The sequence below is a fragment of the Methylobacterium sp. NPDC080182 genome (assembly GCF_050281105.1).
Lineage (GTDB): Bacteria > Pseudomonadota > Alphaproteobacteria > Rhizobiales > Beijerinckiaceae > Methylobacterium.
Window position 1 is genome coordinate 541,456 of sequence record NZ_JBNNWO010000002.1, and the last position, 19,912, is coordinate 561,367.

Consider the following 19,912-nt stretch of genomic DNA (forward strand, 5'->3'; position numbering starts at 1 on the left):
CATCCGCGAAACTGCGACCGACGCGCCCCGGGGCTGCGCGCGCGTCAGGGTGGGGAGGCGAGGGCGTCCAGCAGCAGCGTCGCGGCGAGGAGATCGGCGCAGCCGCCGGGGCTCAGGCGCGCGGCCACGAAGGCGCGGTGGATCGCCGCCGCGCGCGCCCGCCAGTCGGGGGCCGCGATGCCTCCGGCGTCGAGAAAGGTCGCGGCGGCCGCGCGCGCGCCGACGAGGCCGTCGGCACCGCCGCGGTGCAGGAGGTTCGTGTCGTCGACGACCGCCAGGAGGGCGAAGAAGCAGTGCACGCGGGCCGCCTCGGCATCGTGGGGGGCGCACGATCGGCCGAAGCGGAGAGCGGGCAGGCCGACGGCGCGGATGGTCGGAAAGCCCGCCGCGGCCTCGGCGCTGGCGCCACCGACGCCGAAGCGCCGCGCCGCGCGGCCGCCGTGGCTGACGGCCGAGACCGGCGCCCGGGTGATCGCTGTCCCCCAGAGATGACCGACCGCCTCCGCCAGCCCTTCGGCGCTCGCGCGCTCCGCACCGGGCCCCACGCCCCGCGCTCCCGCCGCGGCACAGATCAGCCCCAGCGAGAAGATGGCGCCCCGATGCGCGTTGACGCCGCCGGTCGCCCGCATCATCGCGGTCTCGGCGGCCAGACCGATTGCCCGGAGTTCCGCCATTCCCGCATCGCGGGCGCCCGCCGCGACCAGTTCCGCGAAGAACGGCCGGAGCGCCGCCGCGCTCCGGCGGAGCGTCTCCGCATCCATGTCGTCGTGGCTGCCGGAATCGACCGGGCTCACGAGGCCGGGCTTGGGCCAGGTCTCCAGTTCGCCGATGAGCGCCGCGTGCGCGAGATCCGCGACGCGTTCGGCCCAGGGCGCGGTGGCGTTGCTCCGGTCCGCGCCCGGCGCGATGAAGCTCTGATCGTCGCGCAGGGTCGAAGCTCCCCAAGGGTTCGCCGGCATGGCCGAAGCGGCGTCGGGCGGCCCGAGATATACCGGATGGCCGTGCCGGCACAGACGCGGCGTTCTCCGAGCCGGTTCGACTGTCCTGCCCTAGAAGGATCCGACGAAGCGCTCGGGCAGCGTCCAGAGGTCGGGCGCCTGGATCGCGCTCTTGCGCTCGATCGCGTCGGCGAACAGCCGCTTCGTGGTCTCGAAATGCGCCTCACCCGGACGCATCTGAACGGGGCGGCGCGGGACGCGACCGATATCGGCCTTCACGAAGGTCAGGAACTCCGTCGGGTCGATGGCGTGGTGGGAGTTCGGGATGCCGATCGGCGCGGCCGCATTCCGCTTCTGCTGGCGCCTGAAGAGGATGTCGTGGTCGAGATACGCCAGGTGGAACAGGAACAGGTCGCGGAAATCGGGGCGGTGATCCTGGATCAGGCAGTGGAAGCCGACGTGCCAGTCGACCCGCTCCGACACGATGGTCGCCTTGCACAGGGTGGATATCGGCCGGATGTATCCCCGCTGGCCGGAGATCGGCGCCGCGACGTCGATAGGGGCCTCGTCCCCGACGTGCATGACGTCGGCCCCGAACAGATCGAGGATGGGGGGCAGCGGCCGCGCGGAGATGTAATCGGAGAGTGTAGACGATACGTCCGGATCGGGGAGGATCAGCTCGTCGCTATCCGCATAGAGAACATATTTGAAGCCGATGAACAGCGATGCGCAGAAATCCCTGACCGTGTGGGCGCGCTCCCACTCGTTCAGGGGCAACCGCGGCAACCGGACGACGTTCGCGCGCAGTCCGGTCGTCGAGCCGTCGTCGGAACCGTGGTCGAGGATATAACAGTTTTCAGCCCCGACTTGTCGCTCGTAGTGCTTCAGCCAGAGCGGAAGCATGGTCTTTTCGTTGTAGGCCATCGTGACGGCGGCGAGCGGCCTCTTGTGCAACGGTATTCCTTCCCGCCAACGCGGCCTTCACCGCGCTTCTACAGCGCATTCGCGAAGCGTTTGATCGGAGCTTAGTGGCAATGGATCGTGCGCAGCAACTCCTGAGGTCGTTGACCAAGGACGCCCGCATCGTGGAGATTGGCCCGAGCTTCAGCCCGCTCGCGCCGAAGCGCGACGGCTGGAACACGTTCGTCATCGATCACGCGCCGCGCTCGGAGCTCATCGAGAAGTATCACGACCAGACGGTCGACCGCATCGAGGAGGTGGATTTCGTCTGGACAGGCGGCTCGATCGCGGACGCGGTCCCGGTCGACCAGCACGGCACCTTCGACGCGTTCATCGCCAGCCACGTCATCGAGCACACGACCGACATCGTGACCTTCCTGCGCGCCGCCGAGACGCTGCTTCGGCCGGACGGCGTGGTGATCCTGGCCGTGCCCGACAAGCGCAAATGCTTCGATTTCTACCGTTCCCTCACCGGGACGGCGGACGCGGTCGCGGCGTTCCTGGAGAAGCGGAACCGGCACACGGTCCGGACCCACATCGACTACGCCCTGAACATGGCGCTGAAGGACAACGGCACGGTCGGCGCCTGGTCGGGCCAGGACACGCGGCCGGCCATTCCCGCGAATCCGCTCACCGACGAGCCGCAGTGGCTCGGCGCCGCGCAACTGCCCCACTACGCCGACGCCCATGCCTGGGTGTTCGTGCCGGCGAGCTTCAATCTGATGATCCTGGAGCTGGCGCAGCTCGGCTACATCGATCTGCGCGTCGAGGATTTCCTCGACCGGGACGCGACGGAATTCTTCGTGTGGCTCCGCAAGGGACGCCAGCGGCTGGCGCCGGACGAGATCCGCGAGCAGCGCACCGCGCTGATGCAGCGCGCCATCGTCGAGCTGGCGGAACAGGTGCAGCAACTGCCCGAGACGTCCTTCGTCGAGATGGCCTCGGCGGGGGCGCTGCGGGATCAGCTCCTCAAGGCGACCTACCGGACCGAGGCGCTCCGCACCGTGCTGGCGGCGCTGCGGGCCAGCATCGGCCGTTTCGGGCTCGATCGGGCCAAGTTCAAGCGCCTGATCGGCGCGGCGAGCCAGAAGGTTCCGGGGAACCTCTCGGCGGCGGTCCAGCACAAAATCCTGCTGATCGAGGCGACCAAGATCCTCGACGGCATCACGGATTCTGCGGTCGAGACCGACGACCGGGATCCCGCCGTCATCGACGGCGCCGTCTTGGTGGCGCCGCTCGGCGCGGCCCAGTTCGGAGATCCGCTGCTCGCCGCCGAACTGGAGCGCGAGCGCCAGCGCGCCCGGGCCGTCCGCATGGTGCTGGACGCCGTGCTCGGAAGCCTGCGCGGCCGCGCCCTCGACAAGAAGCGGTTCCGGGACCTCGTCACGCAGGCGGCCGCGCGGACGCCGAATGACGGCCCCGAATCGGCGCGCCACGCGGTGCTGTCCGAGGAATCGCGGCGGGTCCTCGGCCTGCCGGTCGCCTGAGGCAGGCCGCGGCACCGACCGCGCCGCGGCGCGAGCGGGGCCCGGCGCGCCCGGAGTGGGCCCGGCCGGCCGTCACGCCGCCGACGCGACCGCCGGGGAGATGCGCTTGCGGGCCTTCTTGTCCTCGGTGCTGCTGACGAAGGCCTGCGCCTCCTCCTTGCGCTCGAAGACGTGCGGCGCGACCCCGCGCTTGTTCAGGGCCTCCTCCATCTTGAGGCGCAGGAAGGCGCTGGTCGCGTAGCGGGTCGTGGTCGCGTAGTAGTTCGCCTGCAGGTACTGGACCATGCCGGCGTAGTCGTCGACCAAGTTCTCGTTGAGCCGGAAGCCGTCGTGATTGATCACGGCGTTGACCCGCTGGCCCGCCTTCCGGCAGGCCTCGACGATGGTCATGCGCAGCTCGTCCATGTCGCCCTTCACCCGGCAGTACCAGCCTTCCAGGTTGACGAAGAGGATGTTGCGCTCGCCGTCGTAGCTGACGCGGGACTTCAGATCGAGGTTGAGCAGATCCGAGATCAGCTCCATCGGCTCCTCGCGGAAGATGCGCGGATCCATCGGCACCGGATTGCGCACGACGGGGGCGAAATCCATGTGGGCGAGGATGTCGCGCTCGATGTCGATCCCCGGCGCGACCTCGATCAGCTCCAAGCCTTCCGGAGTCAGCTGGAAGACGCACCGCTCGGTCACGTAGAGGACCGGCTGCGACCGCTCGACCGCGTAGGGGCCCGAGAAGGTGTTCTGCTGGACCTGGGTGACGAACTTGCGGGCCTTGCCCTCGTTCACGATGCGCACCTGACCGTCGGACACCGCGATCTCGAGACCGCCGGCCGTGAACGTCCCGGCGAACACGACGGTGCGGGCGTTCTGCGAGATGTTGATGAAGCCGCCGCAGCCGTTCAGCTTGCCGCCGAACCGCGAGGTGTTGACGTTGCCGGCCGCGTCGCACTCGGCCATGCCCAGGCAGGTCATGTCGAGGCCGCCGCCGTCGTAGAAGTCGAACATCTGGTTCTGGTCGATGATGCAGTCGGCATTGGTGGCCGCGCCGAAGCTCGAACCGGACGCCAGCACCCCGCCGACCGCGCCCGCCTCCGTGGTGAGGGTGATGTAGGGGGTGATCTTCTCCTCGTTGGCGACCGACGAGATGCCCTCGGGCGCGCCGACGCCGAGATTGACCACGCCGTTCGGCGGCAGCTCGAAGGCGGCGCGGCGCGCGATGATCTTGCGCTCGTTGAGCGCCATCCGCTTGATGCCGGTGACCGGGACCCGGATCTCGCCGGCGAGCGCCGCGTCGTGCATCACGCCGTAGTTCATCCGGTGCATCTCGGGTTCGGCGACCACCACGCAGTCGACGAGGATGCCGGGCACGCGCACGTCCTTCGGCAGGAGGTAGCCGTCGTCGACGATGCGCTCGACCTGGGCGATGACGATGCCGCCGTTGTTGCGGGCCGCCATGGCCTGGGCGAGGCAGTCCAGGGTCAGCGCCTCCTTCTCGTAGGAGAGGTTGCCCGACGGATCGGCCGAGGTGGCCCGGATGAAGGCCACGTCGATCTTGGTCGCCGTGTAGAACAGCCACTCCTCGCCATCGACCTCGACGAGCTTGACGATGTCCTCGGTGGTCAGTTCGTTGACCTTGGCGCCCCCGTGGCGCGGGTCGACGTAGGTCTTCAGGCCGACCTTCGAGAACAGGCCCGGCTGACCCGCCGCGCAGGCCCGGTAGAGCTGGGAGATCACGCCCTGGGGCAGGTTGTAGCCGCGGATCAGGTTGTCCTGCGCGGCCTTGGCGACCTTGGGCATGCGGCCGAAATTGGCCGCGATGACCCGCGTGAGGAGGCCGTCATGGTGCAGGCGGCCGGTGCCGAGCCCTTTGCTGTCGCCAGCGCCGGCCGTCATGATCAGGGTGAGGCCGCGGGGTGATCCGGTCTCGACGAACCGCTTCTCGAGGGCGGCGTGCAGGGCCTCCGGGATGCAGCTCTGGACGAACCCCGTGGTGGTCACGACGTCGTTCTCGCGGATCAGCGCGATCGCCTCCTCCGCCGAGATGACCTTGTTCTTCCTCATGGAGCCCGTGATCCTCCCCGGCACGTGGAGGTGCGGCCGGCCGTGATGCCCGTCGCCTCCGCCTGTGCCATGCGCCGCCCCCGTGGTGCCGGGACGTCTCGGCCCCGGAGATCGGCTGAGTTTTGAATACGATCGTTATTGCACCGCATCAATATTTGCGGCATCGCACGAGGGCACATGCCGGCGCCGTGACAGTACTCCGAAAATGAGTGTGGGCGCTCCTGAAAAACTCTTCGGTCCACGATCAGAAAAATTGCGCGCGTCGCGGGGCCGTCGGCCGCCTGTGCTCCGCCGCACGCGATTTCCATGGTCCGCGTGCGCCGCCTCACCGCGGCGTCCCGGGATCCGGTGTCTCTCGGTCTGGACACGACAGGAGGCGATCATGAACCGAGATCCGAGAGCCCGGAGCAGGCAGGCCGACGGCAAGGCCCGGACGGCGGAGTCCGACCGCGAGAATGATGCCCGCGCACGCGCGGCGGTGGTGGATGCCTGGCGCCGGGCACTGCTCCGGATGCGCGAGCGGCGCGCGACCGAGGACCGCGCCGATCCGGGCCATTGAGGCCTGGGGAGAGCCGAGCGGACCGGTCCGGCGCCCGGCGGCGACGCGGGGCCGGCGGTCCGGATCGGGCCCCGACGTCGCCCGAATGGGGACGGGGACCGACCCTTTTTCTCTACTTGGCGCGACGCGGCGGGAGCGGCACAGCGTGAGCAACGAACGGGGAGTATGTGAGCCGATGGACGACGACGTCGCAGACGGCATGGACGGCGGCGACGCGAGCTCCGCGGCGGCTCAGGAGGCGAACGGGATCGCCTTCCTGCTGGCGAGCGCCGCCTACCTGACGCTCGCAGACGCGCATCTGCGGCGGGAAGGTCCGGAGGGGCTCGCCCTGATGGACGAGATCGAGGACCGGATCACGGAGGCCCTGCGGAGCTTCGTCGAGGAGACGTCCTACGAGGATGCGCGGCCGGACATCCTCCAGCACGCGACCCGCAAGGTCCGCGCCCTCCTCGAAGCGGGGCGCTCGCTGGCGCCGGAGATGCGGCGATTCCAGTGAGCTTCGGCCCGGGCCGGACCGCGTGGCGGCGCGCTCGGGCCGGCGGGGCTCAGGCGCCCGGCGGTGAGGGCTTCGCGAAGCCGATATCGGCCGCGACACCGGCGAGCCGGTCGGGATCGCGCTCCTTGCGCTCGCTGTAGCGGTCCACGAGGTAATCGGCGCATCCGCGGGTCAGCAGCGTGAACTTCATGAGTTCCTCGCACACGTCGACGACCCGGTCGTAGAGCGGCCCGGGCCTCATACGGCCCGCCTCGTCGAACTCCCGGTAGGCCATCGGCACCGAGGACTGGTTGGGGATCGTGATCATCCGCATCCAGCGGCCGAGGACGCGCAGGGCGTTCACGGCGTTGAAGCTCTGGGAGCCGCCCGAGACCTGCATCACCGCGAGGGTCCGGCCCTGCGTCGGGCGCAGACTCCCCTCGGACAGGGGCAGCCAGTCGATCTGGCTCTTCATCACGCCGGTGAGCGCGCCGTGCCGCTCGGGCGAGACCCAGACCTGCCCCTCGGACCAGGCCGAGAGGGCGCGGATCTCCCGCACCTTCGGATGGTCGGCGGTCGCGTCGTCGGGCAGCGGCAGGCCGTCGGCGTGGTAGATGCGGACCTCGCCGCCCATCGCCTCCAGGAGCCGCGCGGCCTCATAGGCCAGGAACCGGCTGAAGGAGCGCTCGCGGAGCGACCCGTACAGGATCAGGAAGCGCGGCGCGTGCGCGAGCGGGGTCCCCCGACCGGCCCCGTCGGTCGGCGTTGCGAAATGCGCCGCGCTGAGATTCGGCAGGCCGTCACGGACCGAAGGGGCAGGGGCCGGGCTCTTGCTCACCGGGACGCTTTCTCATACGTTCAAACAACCGTTTGAAGATTGTCGGGAAAATGGACGACGCGCAAGCCCTGGCGGCCTTCGCGGCCCTGGCGCAGGAGCACAGGCTGCGGCTGGTGCGGGCGCTGGTGAGAGCCGGTCCGGAAGGGCTCGCCTCCGGGACGCTGGCCGCGGCGGTCGGCGTGTCGGCCGCCACGGTGTCGCATCACCTGAAGGAATTGAGCCGCGCCGGGCTGGTCGGTTCGCGGCGCGACGGTCGCTCCATCCTCTACAGCGCCGCCTACCCGGTGCTGGCCGATCTGATCGCGTTCCTGATGCGCGATTGCTGCCAGGGCCGCGCGGAGATCTGCACGCCGGCGGCGGAGACCCTGGCCGCCTGCCTCAGCCCCTCGGGAGACGCAGCACATGTCTGAGCCGTTCGACGTCGTGATCTACCACAATCCGGCCTGCGGCACGTCGCGCAACACCCTCGCGATGATCCGTAACGCCGGGATCGAACCTCACGTGATCGAGTATCTCAAGACGCCGCCGACCCGCGCGCTGCTGCTGCAGCTCCTCGACCGCGCCGGGTTGTCTGTGCGCGACGTGCTCCGGGAGAAGGGCACGCCCTACGCCGAGCTCGACCTCGGCAACCCGGACCTCACCGACGGGCAGTTGCTCGACGCCGTCGCGGCGCATCCGATCCTGCTCAACCGGCCGCTCGTGGTCACGCCGAAGGGCGTACGCCTGTGCCGCCCCTCGGAGGCGGTGCTGGATCTCCTGCCGCCGCAGCGGGGCGGGTTCGTGAAGGAGGACGGCGAGCCGGTGGTCGACGAGCAGGGCCGCCGTGTCGCCACGGCCTGAGCGCCCGCGGGCTGTGGCGGCGGCGGTCCAGACATGAGCGAAGCCAGCCGCTGGCCGGTGATCGCCGCACTCGGCGTCGTGGAGATCCTCGCCTGGGGCTCGTCATTCTACCTGCCGGCGGTGATGGCGGCCCCCATCGCCGAGAGCACCGGCTGGCCGCTCGCCTGGGTGGTCGGCGGACTGGCCTTCGGCCTCCTCGTCGCGGCCCTCGCCTCGCCGCATGTCGGGGCGGCGATCCACCGGCACGGCGGGCGGCCGGTCCTCGCCCTCGCGGCGCTGCTCCTCGCCGCCGGGCTGACCGTCGTGGCCGTGGCGCCGAACCTGCCGATCTATCTCGCCGGCTGGCTGATCCTCGGCGCCGGCATGAGCTGCGGCCTGTACGACCCCGCCTTCGCGACCCTCGGGCGGCTCTACGGCGCGGCCGCGCGGCCGGCCATCACCACGCTGACCCTCTGGGGCGGGTTCGCCAGCACCGTGTGCTGGCCGCTCTCGGCCTTCCTAGTGGCCCATATCGGCTGGCGGGGCGCCTGTCTCACCTATGCCGGCCTGCACCTCGCGGTGACGCTGCCGCTCATCCTCGCGATGATCCCGCACGCGCCGGCACTCCCGGTCTCCGACGGGCCACAGGGAACGGGGTCCGCGCCGCTATCGACCCAAGAGCGCCGCGCGTTCCTGCTGTTCGCGGGGGTGCTGGTCCTCGGCGGCGCGATCATGTCCCAGGTGTCGGTCCACCTGCTCACCCTGCTGCAGGCGCGCGGCGTGTCGCTCGCCGCCGCCGTCTCGTACGGGGCGCTGATCGGGCCCGCGCAGGTGAGCGCCCGCGTCGCCGAGATCTCCCTCAAGGGCCGCCACCACCCGCTCTGGACACTGACGGCCGCCTTCGGCCTGATCGCCCTCGGGCTGTGGCTCCTCGCGGCCGGGCTGCCGGGCGTGGCGCTCTGGCTGGTGCTCTACGCGGGCGGCAACGGGATCTACTCGATCGCCCGCGGCACGGTCCCGCTCGCCCTGTTCGGCCCCGTGCGCTACCCGCTGGTGGTCGGCCGCCTCGCCCGGCCGGCCCTGGCCGCCCAGGCCCTGGCGCCGCCGGCTGGGGCCGTCGTGCTCACCCATGTCGGGCCGGGGGCCCTGTGGTGGATGCTCCTCGCGCTGGCGCTCGCCGCCCTGGGCCTGATCGGGGCGCTGTGGCGCGCGCGGTGACGGCGAGCCGGTAGGATCAGCGGATGCCGCCGTCGCGCAGGCGGTACCACGCGATGATCGCCGAGACGTACAGCCGGTTCAGCCCGTGGAGCGGCAGCGGCTCGATCGGCGTCAGCGGCAGGGGCAGGTTGCCGGCATCTCCGGTCGCGATGTAGGCGGCCATCGCCCGGCCCATCGCCAACTGGAGGCCGACGCCCCGGCCCTGGCAGCCGATATCGATGAGGAGCCCGGGCGCCGGCTCGTGGAGATGGGGCAGGTAGTCCCGGGTGATCGCGACGCGGCCGCACCAGCGATGGTCGAAGGCGATCCCGTCGAGCTGGGGGAAGAGCTTGCCGACGATCCGCTCGAGATGGGCCCAGTCGGCGGGATCGCGCGGCTCCCGGAACGGACCGCGGCCGCCCATCAGCAGGCGTCCGGTATGGTCGAGGCGGAAGTAGAGCAGGAGCTTGCGCGTGTCCGAGGAGACGTGGCCTTCGGGCAGGATCGAGCGCCGCAGGTTGTCGGTCAGCGGCACCGTGGCGACCTGGAACGAGTTCGCCGCGATCACCGTCCGCGCGAGGTTCGGCCACAGGCCGCCCGTGTAGCCGTTGGTGCACAGCACGACCCGGCCGGTCGTCACCCGCTCTCCCTGGGCCGTGGTGACGGTCCAGCCCGATCCGGTCCGTTCGAGGCCGGTGACCGGGGATCCGCCGTGGATCGTGGCGCCGGCCTTCTGGGCGGCCCGGGCGAGGCCCCGGGCGTAACTCAGGGGCTGGATCGCCCCGCCGCGGCCGTCGAGCCAGCCGCCGAGATAGCGGTCGGTCCCCAGCAGCTGCTCGGTCTCGGCCCTGTCGAGGACGCGGGTGGGCGCACCGAGATCCGCCCACTGGGCCGCCCGCTTGGCGACCTCGGCGAGCCCGGCCTCGGTGTGGGCGCCCTGGATCCAGCCGGCGCGGGAATGCGGCACGTCCATCCCGTGCCGGGCGATGAGGTCGAACACGACGTCGGCGGTCCCGCCGGCGAAGCGCGCGAGTCGCTCGCCGCGCTCCCGACCGAACCGCGCCACGAGGTCGGCGGGATCGTATTTCAGGCCCGGGATGACCTGGCCGCCGTTGCGACCGGACCCGCCGTAGCCGACCTCCTGCGCTTCGAGCACGACGGGTCGGATGCCGCGCTCGGCGAGATGCAGGGCGGTGGACAGGCCGCAGAACCCGCCGCCGACGATCACCACCTCGGCCAGGCCGGATCGGGCCAGCGGCGGCGTGTCCGGCGCGGGCGCCGCCGTCGTGGCCCAGAGCGAGGGTGCGAGCGGGAACGATTCGGCCACGGCGTGTCCTAGAGCGGGTGCAGCACGCGCTGCAGGAAGTCCCGGGTACGCGGATTCTGCGGCCGGTTGAGGACCTCGGCGGCCGGCCCCTGCTCGACGAGTCGGCCGCCGTCGAGGAAGAGGACCCGGTCGGCGACCTCGCGGGCGAAGCCGATCTCGTGGGTGACCACGAGCATCGTCATACCCTCGTCGGCGAGGGCGCGCATGACCTTCAGCACGTCGCCGACGAGCTCGGGATCGAGGGCCGAGGTCGGCTCGTCGAACAGGATCGCCTCCGGCCGCATGGCGAGCGCCCGGGCGATCGCCACGCGCTGCTGCTGCCCGCCGGAGAGCTCGTTCGGCCGGGCGTGCTCCTTGCCCGAGAGCCCGACCCGGGCGAGCAGGGCGCGCGCCCGCTCCTCGGCCTCGCCCCGGGGCTCGCCCTTCACGTGGATCGGCCCCTCGACGACGTTCTCGAGCGCCGTCCGGTTGGCGAACAGGTTGAAGCGCTGGAAGACCATGGAGACCCGCGTGCGGATCGCCTTGATGCCGCGCTTGTCCCGATCGACCCGCTGCCCGTCGACGCGGATCTCGCCGCCGTCGTAGGCCTCGAGCCCGTTGATGCAGCGCAGGAGGGTCGACTTGCCGGATCCCGAGGGCCCGATGATGCAGACGACCTCGCCTTTGGTGACCTCGGCCGAGACGCCCTTGATCACCTCCAGCGCGCCGTAATGCTTGCGGACGTCCTCCAGCACGATCATCGATGCCGTCCCTTCGCCTCGAAGTGGCGGACCAGCAGGATCAGCGGCAGGCTCAGCGCGAGGTACATCAGCGCCACCAGCGTGTAGACGCTGGTGTTCTTGAAGGTCGACGAGGCGATCAGCTTTCCCTGGAGCGCCAATTCGGCGACCGTGATGGTCGAGGCCTGCGACGAGTCCTTGAGCATCATGATCATGATGTTGCCGTAGGGCGGCAGCGCGATCCGGATCGCCTGCGGCAGGATCACCCGCCGCATGGTCATGCCCCAGCCCATGCCGATCGACAGCGCCGCCTCGACCTGGCCGCGATCCACCGCCTCGATGCCGGCGCGGAAGTTCTCGGCCTGATAGGCCGAGTAGGCGATGCCGAGCCCGATGATCGCCGCCTGGACCGCGGTGAGCGACAGGCCGAAATCGGGCATCACGAAGTAGATGTAGAACAGCTGCACGATGATCGGGATGCCGCGCAGGATGTTGATCATCACCGCGCTGAAGCCCGACAGGATCGCGATGCCGGAGACCCGCATCACCGCCCAGACCAGCCCGAGCAGCGTCGAGACCACCAGGGACGCGATCGTGATCAGGATCGTGAGCTGCACGCCCTGCAGCAGGATCGGCAGGTAGTCCTGGGCGTCGGCGAGGAACTCGCGCATGAAGGTCAGGACCGGTCGGCCGATGGCGGCAGACCCCACTTGGTCAGGATCGCCTGGAGCGTCCCGTCGGCTTTCAGCTTGGCGAGCGCCTTGTCGATCTTGGCGAGGAGCTCTGTGTCGGTCTTGCGGACGCTGAGGCCGACCGAGGCGACGACGGTCGGCTTGAAGGTCTCGACGAGGCGGACGCCGGGAAACAGGCCCTGCTTGACGTAGTAGGCGAGGATCGGCGCGTCGGCGAAGCCGGCCTTCAGCCGCCCGGAATTGACGTCCCGGATGATGTCGGGGATCGCGTCGTAGATCTTCACCTCGTTGAAGAGGCCCGACTTCTTCAGCGGCTCGACGAAGGCGGTGCCGACCTGGGCGCCCACCGTCTCGCCCTTCAGGTCGGCGAAGGACGTGTAGTCCTTCGTGTCGGTCTTCGGGACGATCAGCCCCTCGCCGTAGCTGTAGACGGGCGCCGAGAACGACACGACCTCCTTGCGCTGCGGCGTGATGAACATCGCCGCCGCGATGATATCGATCTTCGAGGCGGTGAGCGCCGGGATCAGCGTCGAGAATTGCAGCGGCTCGACCGCGACCGTGAAACCCGCCTCCTTGCTGACCGCGTTGACGAGGTCGACCATCACGCCTTGAATGCTGTTCGTCTTGGTATCGAGGAAGGTGAAGGGCAGGCCGGTGGGCGTCGATCCCACTTTCAGGGCCTGCGCGCCGACAGGAGCGCCGAGGACGCCGAGGAGCAGCGCCGACGACAGACACAGCTTGGCCAACCGTCTTCTCATGGTGCCGCTCCCGTGCAGTGCCCGGGTCACGCGGCGGAAGCCGGGCCCGATTTCATTCTCGTGAAGAATACCGCACGTTTTCGGTATCGACGCAAGCGACTTTCACGTGCATGAAGAAGCACACGAGAGGCAGGCTGGCGTGACGGTGAGCATCCCCCGAGGCGAGGCAACGGGTCCGGAACCGGTCGACCGGGCTGTGGGTCAGCGCCTGCGCGGCCTGCGTCGCGCGCGCGGACTCTCGCTGGAGGCGGTGGCGTCCAGCACGGGCCTGTCGATCGGCTTCATCAGCCAGGTCGAGCGGGGCCTGTCGTCGCCGTCCCTGCGGGTCCTGGCGCTGCTCGCCGACACGCTGCAGATCGGGATCGGCGGCCTGTTCGAAGCGGGGCCGGACGCGCCCGACCCAGATCCCATCGTCGTGTTCCGGAAGGACCGGCCGGAACTTCAGCTCTGGCGGGCCGGCATCACCAAGCAGCTCCTGACCCCGCCAGGGGGCACGCAGGGGATGAGCCTGTTCCACATGGTGCTGAAGCCCGGCGCGAGCACCGGCGACGAGCCCTTCAGCCACGACGGCGAGGAAGCCGGCCTCGTCCTCGCGGGGCGCCTCACCCTGATCGTCGAGGCGCGGACGCTCCAGCTCGCGGAGGGCGACAGCTTCCGCTTCGAGAGCCGGCGGCCGCACCGCTTCAGCAATCCCGACCCGCGCAGCCAGACCACCGTCCTGTGGGTCAACGTCCTCGGATCATCGGCGACGACGTGAGCGGGGCGCGGCGCGTCAGTTGCTCAGGCGCACGCTCGCGAGCGTGGTGCTGAAAAGCTTCAGCATGGCGGCGGTGATGTCGCCGTTCGTGGTCACCGGAAAATACATGCCGTCGGACGCGCAGGCCTGCAGGGCCGGCCCGATCTTCGACTCGTACGGCCTCACGTAGCTGTTGTAGAAATCGTTATCGTAGATCGGCAGGTACTGCGTGTAGATGATGCCGATCTTGACGTTCTTGTTCTTGAGATTCGTGCAGGTCGAGGGACTCAGCGGCCCGATGAAGCGGTTGCTCTGGATCTGGAAACCCGCGCTCTGGTTGGTGACGCTGCCGCCGGTGTCCTCGACGCCGTCGGTGACCATGAACAGGAACCGGATCGGCTTGTCCGGCGTCAGCCCGTCGCCGCTGGCCGGGATCGTCGCGTTCATCTTCGCGATGGCGCGCTCGAAATCGGTCTGATTGTCGGACTGATTGTAGTAGGCGTAGGCGATATCGATATTCGGGGTCGCGGTCTTGATATTGTTCAAGGTCGGCGTCATCGCCTGCAGCCGCGTCTGCGTCACCGAATCGTTGAAGGTCCACATCTCCATCTGGAACTGTTGCGGCAGCAACATGCTGACATTCGCCTGATCGACGAGCGCCGAGACCGCGTCCCTCAGAACCTGGATGCGGAGCTTGATGTTGTTCCGCGACGCCACATGGTAGAAGTCGTTCTGATCGTCGCCGATGATGTTGCCCTTGTTGTCGAAGGTGTGCTGGTGGCAGGCGAACGCGCACCCGTTGGTCGCGCGCTTCATGTTGCTCACGTCGGCATCGGTCGCCGCGAGCCCCATCGACGGCGAGTTGTCGAGCAGCAGGTAGTAGTTGATGTACTGCGAGGTGTTGCGGGTCGCCGAGGACGTGCCGCTGATGGGCATAGCCGGGATCTGCATCATCGATGCCAGGCTGGTCTTGACCGTCGCCGTGTAGGTGGCGGTGAGGCTCAGCGTCTTCGCGCTGTTCACCGGCGCGCCGGGGGCGAACGAGGTCACCGTGACGCCCGGAACCTTGGCGGCCTCGGCGCGGAACTGCGTCTCCATGTTCTGCAAGGTCGTCGCCGGGATCGTGTTGGTCTTCTGCGACATCACCGCGAGCACGGCGCCGTCGAGGGCGGTGTCGAGCTGGGTCTTCGCGGCGTTGCGGCGCCCGTAATCGATCGCCGCCGCCGTGGCGAACATGACCGGCAGCGTGACGAGCGCGAACGTCAGCGCGACCTGACCGGAGCGCGCCCGCGAAAACGCCGCGACGGCCAGCCTGAGAGCGCGGTTCAACCGGATGCGGAACACCGACACGGGCCTTCCCTCAAACACTAGTTGTAGACCGGGCAGGCGGTGCCGCCCGGCATGACGATCTCGCTGGGGGTGCGCTCGGACCACGGGATCTGCCGCGTGAAGGTCAATCCGCGGCCGCCGAAGATCCAGCGGTACAGGGCACTCCCGATGATCGGGGTGTAGGGCATCGTGACTTCCGCCAGGATGTAGCGGGCCCCGTCGAACTGATAGGCGGCCGGCGTCGCGGGGAGTCCGTTGCTCCCGTTGGCCTGGTTGGCCGGGCGCTTCGTGGCGTTCTGCGGCCAGCTGGAGCAGACGAAGCCCTTGAGCGACCCGTTGACCGTTTCCACGCCCATCGCGTTGACCACGATCTGCAGGCCGGACGCGTCCAGCGGGCGCAGGATCGCGGCCGCCGCGCTGGTGATCTTCGTCATCCCGTCCTGCGTCGCCAGAGCCATCCCGTTCTGGGTCGCCAGAGCGTTGTCCACCCGTCCGGACAGATCGCCCAGCGTGCGCGCGAACAGGGTGAGTTTCCGGGTCGCGTCGACGACGCGCGTCAGCTCGGCGGTCCCGAAATACAGGACGATCAGCAGGGGCAGGACGAGCGCGAACTCGACGGCGGCGATCCCGCGCTCATCGCGGCGGAAGCGGCTCAGGCCGATCGGCAGGCCGCCCATCACGAGCACCCCGACGGTGCGGTGTAGGGCTCCACCTTGAACACCGTCGCGGCCTGCAGCACCCGCCGCTTGTTCGGCAGGTTGGGCACGGCGGCACCGAGCAGCGGGAAGAAGACCGGGATGTCCACCGCGGCCTGCACGATCACGATGGCCGAGTTTCCGGCGCAGGCGTAGCTGGCGAAGTTCGGGTTCCAGTCGCTCGCACCGCTGGCGTTGGTCGCGACCGGCGAGACCGGGGTGGCGGACCCGTAATCGGCCACCTTCATCACGCTGACCCGGACGTTGGCGCAGGTGAAGATCGTGATCCGGGGCGTGCCGTTCGGCTGCGTGCAGATTGCCGTCCGGAAGCGGCTCATCAGCGTCGCGGGGTCGGTTGTGCCGGCGTTCGTCGTCTGGAACGTGCCCGTGTAGATCTGCCGGCTGGCGTCGGACACCGCCTGCTGGAGGATCTCCTGCTCCCAGAACACGATCCCGTTCTCGAGGCAGGCCCCGACCAGCGCGAAGAACGGCAGGGCCACCAGGGCGAACTCCACGGCCGTCGCGCCCCCGCGCGCTCGCGCGAAGCGCGCGGCCCGTTCCCGGAGGTCGAGCAAGCGCGACGCCGCTCGGATTGCCCTGCTCACATCCCAACTCGAAATCGGAACCACCGAACTCGAGAGAGCATCAAAAGCTTACTTTTCTCCGCGCATCACTGCTCAAAGTCGAGCCGTTCACGCACATGTGCTACCGAGCGGGCGCCGGAATAGTTCGTTAGCATCAACCAACAGTTGAGAGCGCCGCTGTTCCAGCCCTCATCGGTAACGCGGCGAGATCGCACTCTTCGGCCAGGCGGAGATCGTCGCGTCGACGTCGCGCGAAGCGGTCGACAAGACGAGGCCCGGGTTCGGCGCACGTTCGGCGTGCTTTGACGTGTGGATGACGTGGAAATAGGACATTGCACAGTCACGATCGGACGGAGCGGCACAGAATCGCGTCGAGATAAGTGCCATTAAGCGCGGCTTAAGAGGTCGCCGATAGTTTCACCGGCCAATATAAACCGCATGGCGATCCCCGATCATGGCCCGCGCTCTGCCGGACGTTGCCTCCATCGAAGAGGGTGTTGGGCTCCTCCGGACCCAGCTCCTGTCGATCTCCGACGCGATCGCGCGCACGCGCCAGGAGATCGCCGACCTCCGGCAGGAACAGGAGACGAGCCGCGCGCGGGACGAGCTCCTCGCCGTGGTGCAGGGCACCGAGGACGCCACCAACGCGATCCTGACGGCTTCGGAGAAGGTGGATACGCTCGCGCGCGGCATCGTCAGACGGTCGGGCGAGGACGCCAACCGGGCCGACGCCCAAGCCATCCAGATCGAGATGCAGACGATCTTCGAATCCTGCAATTTCCAGGACCTCACCGGCCAGCGGATCTCGAAGGTCGTGCGCACGATCGTCCTCGTCGAGGAGCGGATCGGCGAGATGCTGCGCGTCTGGTCCGGTCCCGGCGACGGGCCGTCGCGGCCGAATCCGACGGCCGACACGCGCAGCGAGGAGGCGGCCCTGCTCAACGGCCCCGTCCTGCCCGGCGACGCCTCGGTATCGCAGGACACGGTCGACGCGATGTTCCCGTAAGGCGCGGTCCGGAAGGCGTGCCGATGGGCCGGATACTCCTCATCACGGACGATCCCGCACGCAGCCAGGGCCTGGCCCAGGACCTGTCCGATGGCCTGTCCTGTGAGCTCCACGATCTGCGCGCCGCGGAATTGCCCCTCGGCGGCGCGACCGCGATCGTCACCGACGTGCACGATCTGGGCGCGAGCTCCGTCGAGCGTCTCCGCCGCCGTCTCGCGGAGGTCCGGCACGGCACTCCGCTGACCGTCCTGCTCCACACCGACAGCCCACGAACCCGGCTGCTCGGTGTCGCCCTCGGCGCGACCCACACGCTGTGCGCGCCGTTCGACACGGATCGCCTGCGGGAGACGCTGGGGGCGCCGCGCGCGACCGCGCGCCTCGCGACCTTCGCGGACGAGCCCCTGCCGGCCTGCGCCGTGCGGACGGCCGCGGCGGTGCGCGGATTCTATGCCTCGGTGTTCGTGCCCGACCAGCCGATCACGCCTGGCGTCATCGACAACGGAACCCAGGCCATCGACCTCGCGATCCGGGACACCGGGATCCGCGACTGGGTCCGGGCGGTCCGCCAGTTCGACGACGCCACGCACCAGCACTGCCTGCTGGTCGCCGGTCTGGCGGCGGCCTTCGCGGCGAGCCTCGGCCTCGGCGAGCAGGAGCGCCACCGCCTGACCAAGGCGGCCCTGCTGCACGACGTCGGCAAGATCCACATCCCGGCCGCGATCCTCAACAAGCCGGGCCGGCTCGACGATGCCGAGCTGGCCGTCATGCGGCTGCATCCGGAGAAGGGCTACAGCATGCTCGTCGATCAGGGCTTCGAGCAGCAGATGCTGCACGTCGTCCGGTCGCACCACGAGATGCTCGACGGGTCGGGCTATCCGGACCGGCTCAAGGGGGAGGAGATCCCCGACCTCGTCCGCCTCGTCACCGTCTGCGACATCCACGCGGCCCTGATCGAGCAGCGGCCCTACAAGCGGCCCATGGCGAGCGAGGCGGCCTACGCGATCCTGGAGGGCATGGCGGGGCGGCTCGACCCGGCGATCGTCGGCGCGTTCCGGCCGGTCGTCGCCGCCTTCGCGCCCCACACCCTCGACGCGGCCTGACAGCGTTCGGCGGCGTCGGGCCGCGGCTCCGTCGCGTTCCTTCGGCCGCGTTCCTTCGGCATGCGAGCGCCGCGCCGCGGAGGGATCCGCGGCGCGGCGTGCGTTTTCCACCGTCACGGCGTCGCGCGCTGCGCCGTGCGCGGCCCGCGACGCCGCGGGCTCACTCGGCCGGCTGGAGAGCCGGCGCGGGGGGAAGCGGCGCCATGGTCTGGCCGGACAGGGCCGCGGCGAGCTTGGCCTCGTCGACCTCGTTCTCCCAGCGCGCCACCACGATGCAGGCCACCGCGTTGCCGATGAAGTTGGTCAGCGCGCGGCACTCCGACATGAAGCGGTCGACGCCGAGGATCAGCGCCATGCCGACCACCGGCACGGAGGGCACCACGGCGAGCGTCGCCGCCAGGGTGATGAAGCCCGAGCCGGTGACGCCGGCGGCACCCTTGGACGACAGCATGGCGACGAGCAGCAGCAGCGCCTGCTCACCGTAGCTCAGCGGCGTGTCGGTCGCCTGCGCGATGAACAGCGCCGCCATGGTCATGTAGATGTTGGTGCCGTCGAGGTTGAACGAGTAGCCCGTGGGCACCACGAGGCCGACGACCGGCTTCGAGCAGCCGGCCCGCTCCATCTTCTCCAGCAGCGAGGGCAGTGCCGACTCGGAGGACGACGTGCCGAGCACGAGGAGCAGCTCTTCCTTGATGTAACGGATGAGCTTGATGATCGAGAAGCCGTTGTAGCGGGCGACCGCCCCGAGCACGACCAGCACGAAGATCGCCGACGTCAGGTAGAAGGCGCCGACGAGGTAGGCGAGGTTGGCCAGCGAGCTGATCCCGTACTTGCCGATCGTGAACGCCATCGCGCCGAAGGCGCCGATCGGGGCGACCTTCATGATGATGTTGACGACGCCGAAGATCGCCTCGGACAGGACCTTGATGATGTCGAGCACCGGCTTGCCGCGGTCGCCCAGGAAGGCGAGACCGAAGCCGAACAGCACCGAGAAGAACAGCACCTGCAGGATCTCACCGCCCGCGAAGGCGCCGACCGCCGTCGTGGGAATGATGTTCATCAGGAAGTCGACGATGCTCTGCTCCTTCGCCTTGCCGGCGTAGGTGGCGACCGCCTTCGGATCGAGCGACTTCGGATCGATGTGCAGGCCGTTGCCCGGCTGGAGCACGTTGGCGACGACGAGGCCGACGATCAGCGCCAGCGTCGAGAACGTCAGGAAGTAGATCAGCGCCTTGCCGCCGACCCGACCGACCTTCTCGAGGTTGGTCATCCCGGCGATGCCGGAGACGACGGTCAGGAAGATCACCGGCGCGATGATCATCTTGACGAGCTTGATGAAGGCGTCGCCCAGCGGCTTCAACTCGGCGCCGAGCTGCGGGTAGAAATGGCCGAGCAGGATGCCGATCGCGACGGCGACCAGGACCTGAAAGTACAGGGTCCGGTACAGCGGCTTCGATTTGGCGGGCGGATGCGGGGCGGTGAGTGGTGACGGTACGGCAGCCATCGGGCGTTCTCCCTGTCTCGGGTTTCGGGCGGGGCGGCTCGCGTCGGGGTGTCCCGGCGGTGTCCGCGCTTGCTGTTGGCCTTCCGGCGCGCAGCCGTTCTCTGACGACATGGCTGCGTTTCGTGACAAGAATG

21 protein-coding genes are annotated in these 19,912 nt (G+C 69.4%); 9 read left to right on the forward strand and 12 right to left on the reverse strand.

Annotated elements, in window-relative coordinates:
• Positions 1–44: 44 nt before the first annotated feature.
• Positions 45–959: a triphosphoribosyl-dephospho-CoA synthase MdcB gene (gene mdcB / locus ACQKQD_RS05735; RefSeq protein WP_427507740.1), complete on the reverse strand. Its 915-nt coding sequence runs from the start codon at positions 957–959 to the stop codon at positions 45–47.
• A gap of 90 nt (positions 960–1,049) precedes the next feature.
• A complete protein-coding gene (locus ACQKQD_RS05740; protein ID WP_427507741.1) occupies positions 1,050–1,892 on the reverse strand; it encodes a glycosyltransferase family 2 protein in 843 nt (280 codons plus the stop codon).
• 80 nt (positions 1,893–1,972) lie between these two features.
• Here ACQKQD_RS05740 and ACQKQD_RS05745 point away from each other — a divergent pair, with 80 nt between their 5' ends.
• A complete protein-coding gene (locus ACQKQD_RS05745) occupies positions 1,973–3,385 on the forward strand; it encodes a class I SAM-dependent methyltransferase (protein WP_427507742.1) in 1,413 nt (470 codons plus the stop codon).
• Positions 3,386–3,457: 72 nt separating this feature from the next.
• Here the strand turns inward: ACQKQD_RS05745 and ACQKQD_RS05750 are convergent, their stop codons facing one another.
• On the reverse strand, positions 3,458–5,440 hold the full coding sequence (locus ACQKQD_RS05750) for an acyl CoA:acetate/3-ketoacid CoA transferase (protein ID WP_020091719.1): 1,983 nt from the start codon (positions 5,438–5,440) through the stop codon (positions 3,458–3,460).
• A 382-nt stretch (positions 5,441–5,822) separates the two neighbouring features.
• On the opposite strand from ACQKQD_RS05750, the gene ACQKQD_RS05755 reads away from it, so the two are divergent.
• Together ACQKQD_RS05755 and ACQKQD_RS05760 are read left to right on the forward strand one after the other, a co-directional pair.
• Entirely contained in the window at positions 5,823–5,999 is a 177-nt protein-coding gene (locus ACQKQD_RS05755; protein WP_020091720.1) for a hypothetical protein, read from the forward strand.
• Positions 6,000–6,174: 175 nt separating this feature from the next.
• Positions 6,175–6,495, forward strand: coding sequence for a hypothetical protein (locus ACQKQD_RS05760; RefSeq protein WP_020091721.1), 321 nt, complete (start codon positions 6,175–6,177; stop codon positions 6,493–6,495).
• 49 nt (positions 6,496–6,544) lie between these two features.
• Here ACQKQD_RS05760 and arsH read toward each other — a convergent pair whose 3' ends face one another.
• Positions 6,545–7,312: an arsenical resistance protein ArsH gene (arsH, locus tag ACQKQD_RS05765; protein WP_091678676.1), complete on the reverse strand. Its 768-nt coding sequence runs from the start codon at positions 7,310–7,312 to the stop codon at positions 6,545–6,547.
• Between the two features lie 50 nt (positions 7,313–7,362).
• On the opposite strand from arsH, the gene ACQKQD_RS05770 reads away from it, so the two are divergent.
• From ACQKQD_RS05770 to ACQKQD_RS05780, 3 genes are read left to right on the forward strand one after another with little or no spacing between them, the layout of a single operon-like run.
• Positions 7,363–7,722 (forward strand): ArsR/SmtB family transcription factor, encoded by a 360-nt coding sequence (locus tag ACQKQD_RS05770; protein WP_091678673.1) that lies wholly within the window; start codon positions 7,363–7,365, stop codon positions 7,720–7,722.
• A complete protein-coding gene (gene arsC, locus ACQKQD_RS05775) occupies positions 7,715–8,152 on the forward strand; it encodes an arsenate reductase (glutaredoxin) (RefSeq protein ID WP_132366348.1) in 438 nt (145 codons plus the stop codon). Before ACQKQD_RS05770 ends, arsC begins: the two co-directional genes overlap by 8 nt.
• Positions 8,153–8,185: 33 nt before the next feature.
• Positions 8,186–9,349, forward strand: coding sequence for an MFS transporter (locus ACQKQD_RS05780; RefSeq protein ID WP_427507743.1), 1,164 nt, complete (start codon positions 8,186–8,188; stop codon positions 9,347–9,349).
• A 16-nt stretch (positions 9,350–9,365) separates the two neighbouring features.
• Here the strand turns inward: ACQKQD_RS05780 and ACQKQD_RS05785 are convergent, their stop codons facing one another.
• Genes ACQKQD_RS05785 through ACQKQD_RS05800 form a run of 4 tightly spaced genes read right to left on the reverse strand, consistent with a single transcriptional unit; the run spans position 9,366 to position 12,824 of the window.
• On the reverse strand, positions 9,366–10,655 hold the full coding sequence (locus ACQKQD_RS05785) for an NAD(P)/FAD-dependent oxidoreductase (RefSeq protein ID WP_427507744.1): 1,290 nt from the start codon (positions 10,653–10,655) through the stop codon (positions 9,366–9,368).
• A gap of 8 nt (positions 10,656–10,663) precedes the next feature.
• A complete protein-coding gene (locus ACQKQD_RS05790) occupies positions 10,664–11,395 on the reverse strand; it encodes an amino acid ABC transporter ATP-binding protein (protein WP_020091727.1) in 732 nt (243 codons plus the stop codon).
• On the reverse strand, positions 11,392–12,045 hold the full coding sequence (locus tag ACQKQD_RS05795; protein WP_012317380.1) for an amino acid ABC transporter permease: 654 nt from the start codon (positions 12,043–12,045) through the stop codon (positions 11,392–11,394). The genes ACQKQD_RS05790 and ACQKQD_RS05795 overlap by 4 nt, the downstream gene beginning before the upstream one ends.
• A 5-nt stretch (positions 12,046–12,050) precedes the next feature.
• Positions 12,051–12,824, reverse strand: coding sequence for an ABC transporter substrate-binding protein (locus tag ACQKQD_RS05800; RefSeq protein ID WP_091978041.1), 774 nt, complete (start codon positions 12,822–12,824; stop codon positions 12,051–12,053).
• Between the two features lie 139 nt (positions 12,825–12,963).
• On the opposite strand from ACQKQD_RS05800, the gene ACQKQD_RS05805 reads away from it, so the two are divergent.
• Positions 12,964–13,581 (forward strand): helix-turn-helix domain-containing protein, encoded by a 618-nt coding sequence (locus tag ACQKQD_RS05805; RefSeq protein ID WP_100251083.1) that lies wholly within the window; start codon positions 12,964–12,966, stop codon positions 13,579–13,581.
• Between the two features lie 15 nt (positions 13,582–13,596).
• On the opposite strand, the gene ACQKQD_RS05810 is transcribed toward ACQKQD_RS05805, so the two are convergent.
• Genes ACQKQD_RS05810 through ACQKQD_RS05820 form a run of 3 tightly spaced genes read right to left on the reverse strand, consistent with a single transcriptional unit; the run spans position 13,597 to position 16,159 of the window.
• Positions 13,597–14,910 (reverse strand): TadE/TadG family type IV pilus assembly protein, encoded by a 1,314-nt coding sequence (locus ACQKQD_RS05810; RefSeq protein WP_427507745.1) that lies wholly within the window; start codon positions 14,908–14,910, stop codon positions 13,597–13,599.
• Positions 14,911–14,927: 17 nt separating this feature from the next.
• On the reverse strand, positions 14,928–15,566 hold the full coding sequence (locus ACQKQD_RS05815; RefSeq protein ID WP_427507746.1) for a TadE/TadG family type IV pilus assembly protein: 639 nt from the start codon (positions 15,564–15,566) through the stop codon (positions 14,928–14,930).
• The gene (locus ACQKQD_RS05820) at positions 15,566–16,159 is read right to left on the reverse strand and encodes a TadE/TadG family type IV pilus assembly protein (protein ID WP_427507747.1); all 594 of its coding nucleotides are present in this window, start codon (positions 16,157–16,159) and stop codon (positions 15,566–15,568) included. Before ACQKQD_RS05820 ends, ACQKQD_RS05815 begins: the two co-directional genes overlap by 1 nt.
• A gap of 463 nt (positions 16,160–16,622) precedes the next feature.
• On the opposite strand from ACQKQD_RS05820, the gene ACQKQD_RS05825 reads away from it, so the two are divergent.
• A complete protein-coding gene (locus tag ACQKQD_RS05825; protein ID WP_427507748.1) occupies positions 16,623–17,174 on the forward strand; it encodes a protein phosphatase CheZ in 552 nt (183 codons plus the stop codon).
• A 23-nt stretch (positions 17,175–17,197) separates the two neighbouring features.
• On the forward strand, positions 17,198–18,274 hold the full coding sequence (locus tag ACQKQD_RS05830; protein ID WP_427507749.1) for an HD-GYP domain-containing protein: 1,077 nt from the start codon (positions 17,198–17,200) through the stop codon (positions 18,272–18,274).
• A 160-nt stretch (positions 18,275–18,434) separates the two neighbouring features.
• On the opposite strand, the gene ACQKQD_RS05835 is transcribed toward ACQKQD_RS05830, so the two are convergent.
• Positions 18,435–19,778, reverse strand: coding sequence for a dicarboxylate/amino acid:cation symporter (locus tag ACQKQD_RS05835; protein WP_331327015.1), 1,344 nt, complete (start codon positions 19,776–19,778; stop codon positions 18,435–18,437).
• Positions 19,779–19,912: the final 134 nt, after the last annotated feature.

Coding starts and splice junctions, on each gene's coding strand:
- arsC (WP_132366348.1), top strand. CDS start 7,715: ATGTCTGAGCCGTTCGACGTCGTGATCTACCACAATCCGGCCTGCGGC.
- mdcB (WP_427507740.1), bottom strand. CDS start 959: ATGCCGGCGAACCCTTGGGGAGCTTCGACCCTGCGCGACGATCAGAGC.
- ACQKQD_RS05800 (WP_091978041.1), bottom strand. CDS start 12,824: ATGAGAAGACGGTTGGCCAAGCTGTGTCTGTCGTCGGCGCTGCTCCTC.
- ACQKQD_RS05780 (WP_427507743.1), top strand. CDS start 8,186: ATGAGCGAAGCCAGCCGCTGGCCGGTGATCGCCGCACTCGGCGTCGTG.
- ACQKQD_RS05750 (WP_020091719.1), bottom strand. CDS start 5,440: ATGAGGAAGAACAAGGTCATCTCGGCGGAGGAGGCGATCGCGCTGATC.
- ACQKQD_RS05755 (WP_020091720.1), top strand. CDS start 5,823: ATGAACCGAGATCCGAGAGCCCGGAGCAGGCAGGCCGACGGCAAGGCC.
- ACQKQD_RS05790 (WP_020091727.1), bottom strand. CDS start 11,395: ATGATCGTGCTGGAGGACGTCCGCAAGCATTACGGCGCGCTGGAGGTG.
- ACQKQD_RS05795 (WP_012317380.1), bottom strand. CDS start 12,045: ATGCGCGAGTTCCTCGCCGACGCCCAGGACTACCTGCCGATCCTGCTG.
- ACQKQD_RS05815 (WP_427507746.1), bottom strand. CDS start 15,566: ATGGGCGGCCTGCCGATCGGCCTGAGCCGCTTCCGCCGCGATGAGCGC.
- ACQKQD_RS05745 (WP_427507742.1), top strand. CDS start 1,973: ATGGATCGTGCGCAGCAACTCCTGAGGTCGTTGACCAAGGACGCCCGC.
- ACQKQD_RS05830 (WP_427507749.1), top strand. CDS start 17,198: ATGGGCCGGATACTCCTCATCACGGACGATCCCGCACGCAGCCAGGGC.
- ACQKQD_RS05760 (WP_020091721.1), top strand. CDS start 6,175: ATGGACGACGACGTCGCAGACGGCATGGACGGCGGCGACGCGAGCTCC.
- ACQKQD_RS05835 (WP_331327015.1), bottom strand. CDS start 19,778: ATGGCTGCCGTACCGTCACCACTCACCGCCCCGCATCCGCCCGCCAAA.
- ACQKQD_RS05770 (WP_091678673.1), top strand. CDS start 7,363: ATGGACGACGCGCAAGCCCTGGCGGCCTTCGCGGCCCTGGCGCAGGAG.
- ACQKQD_RS05825 (WP_427507748.1), top strand. CDS start 16,623: ATGGCCCGCGCTCTGCCGGACGTTGCCTCCATCGAAGAGGGTGTTGGG.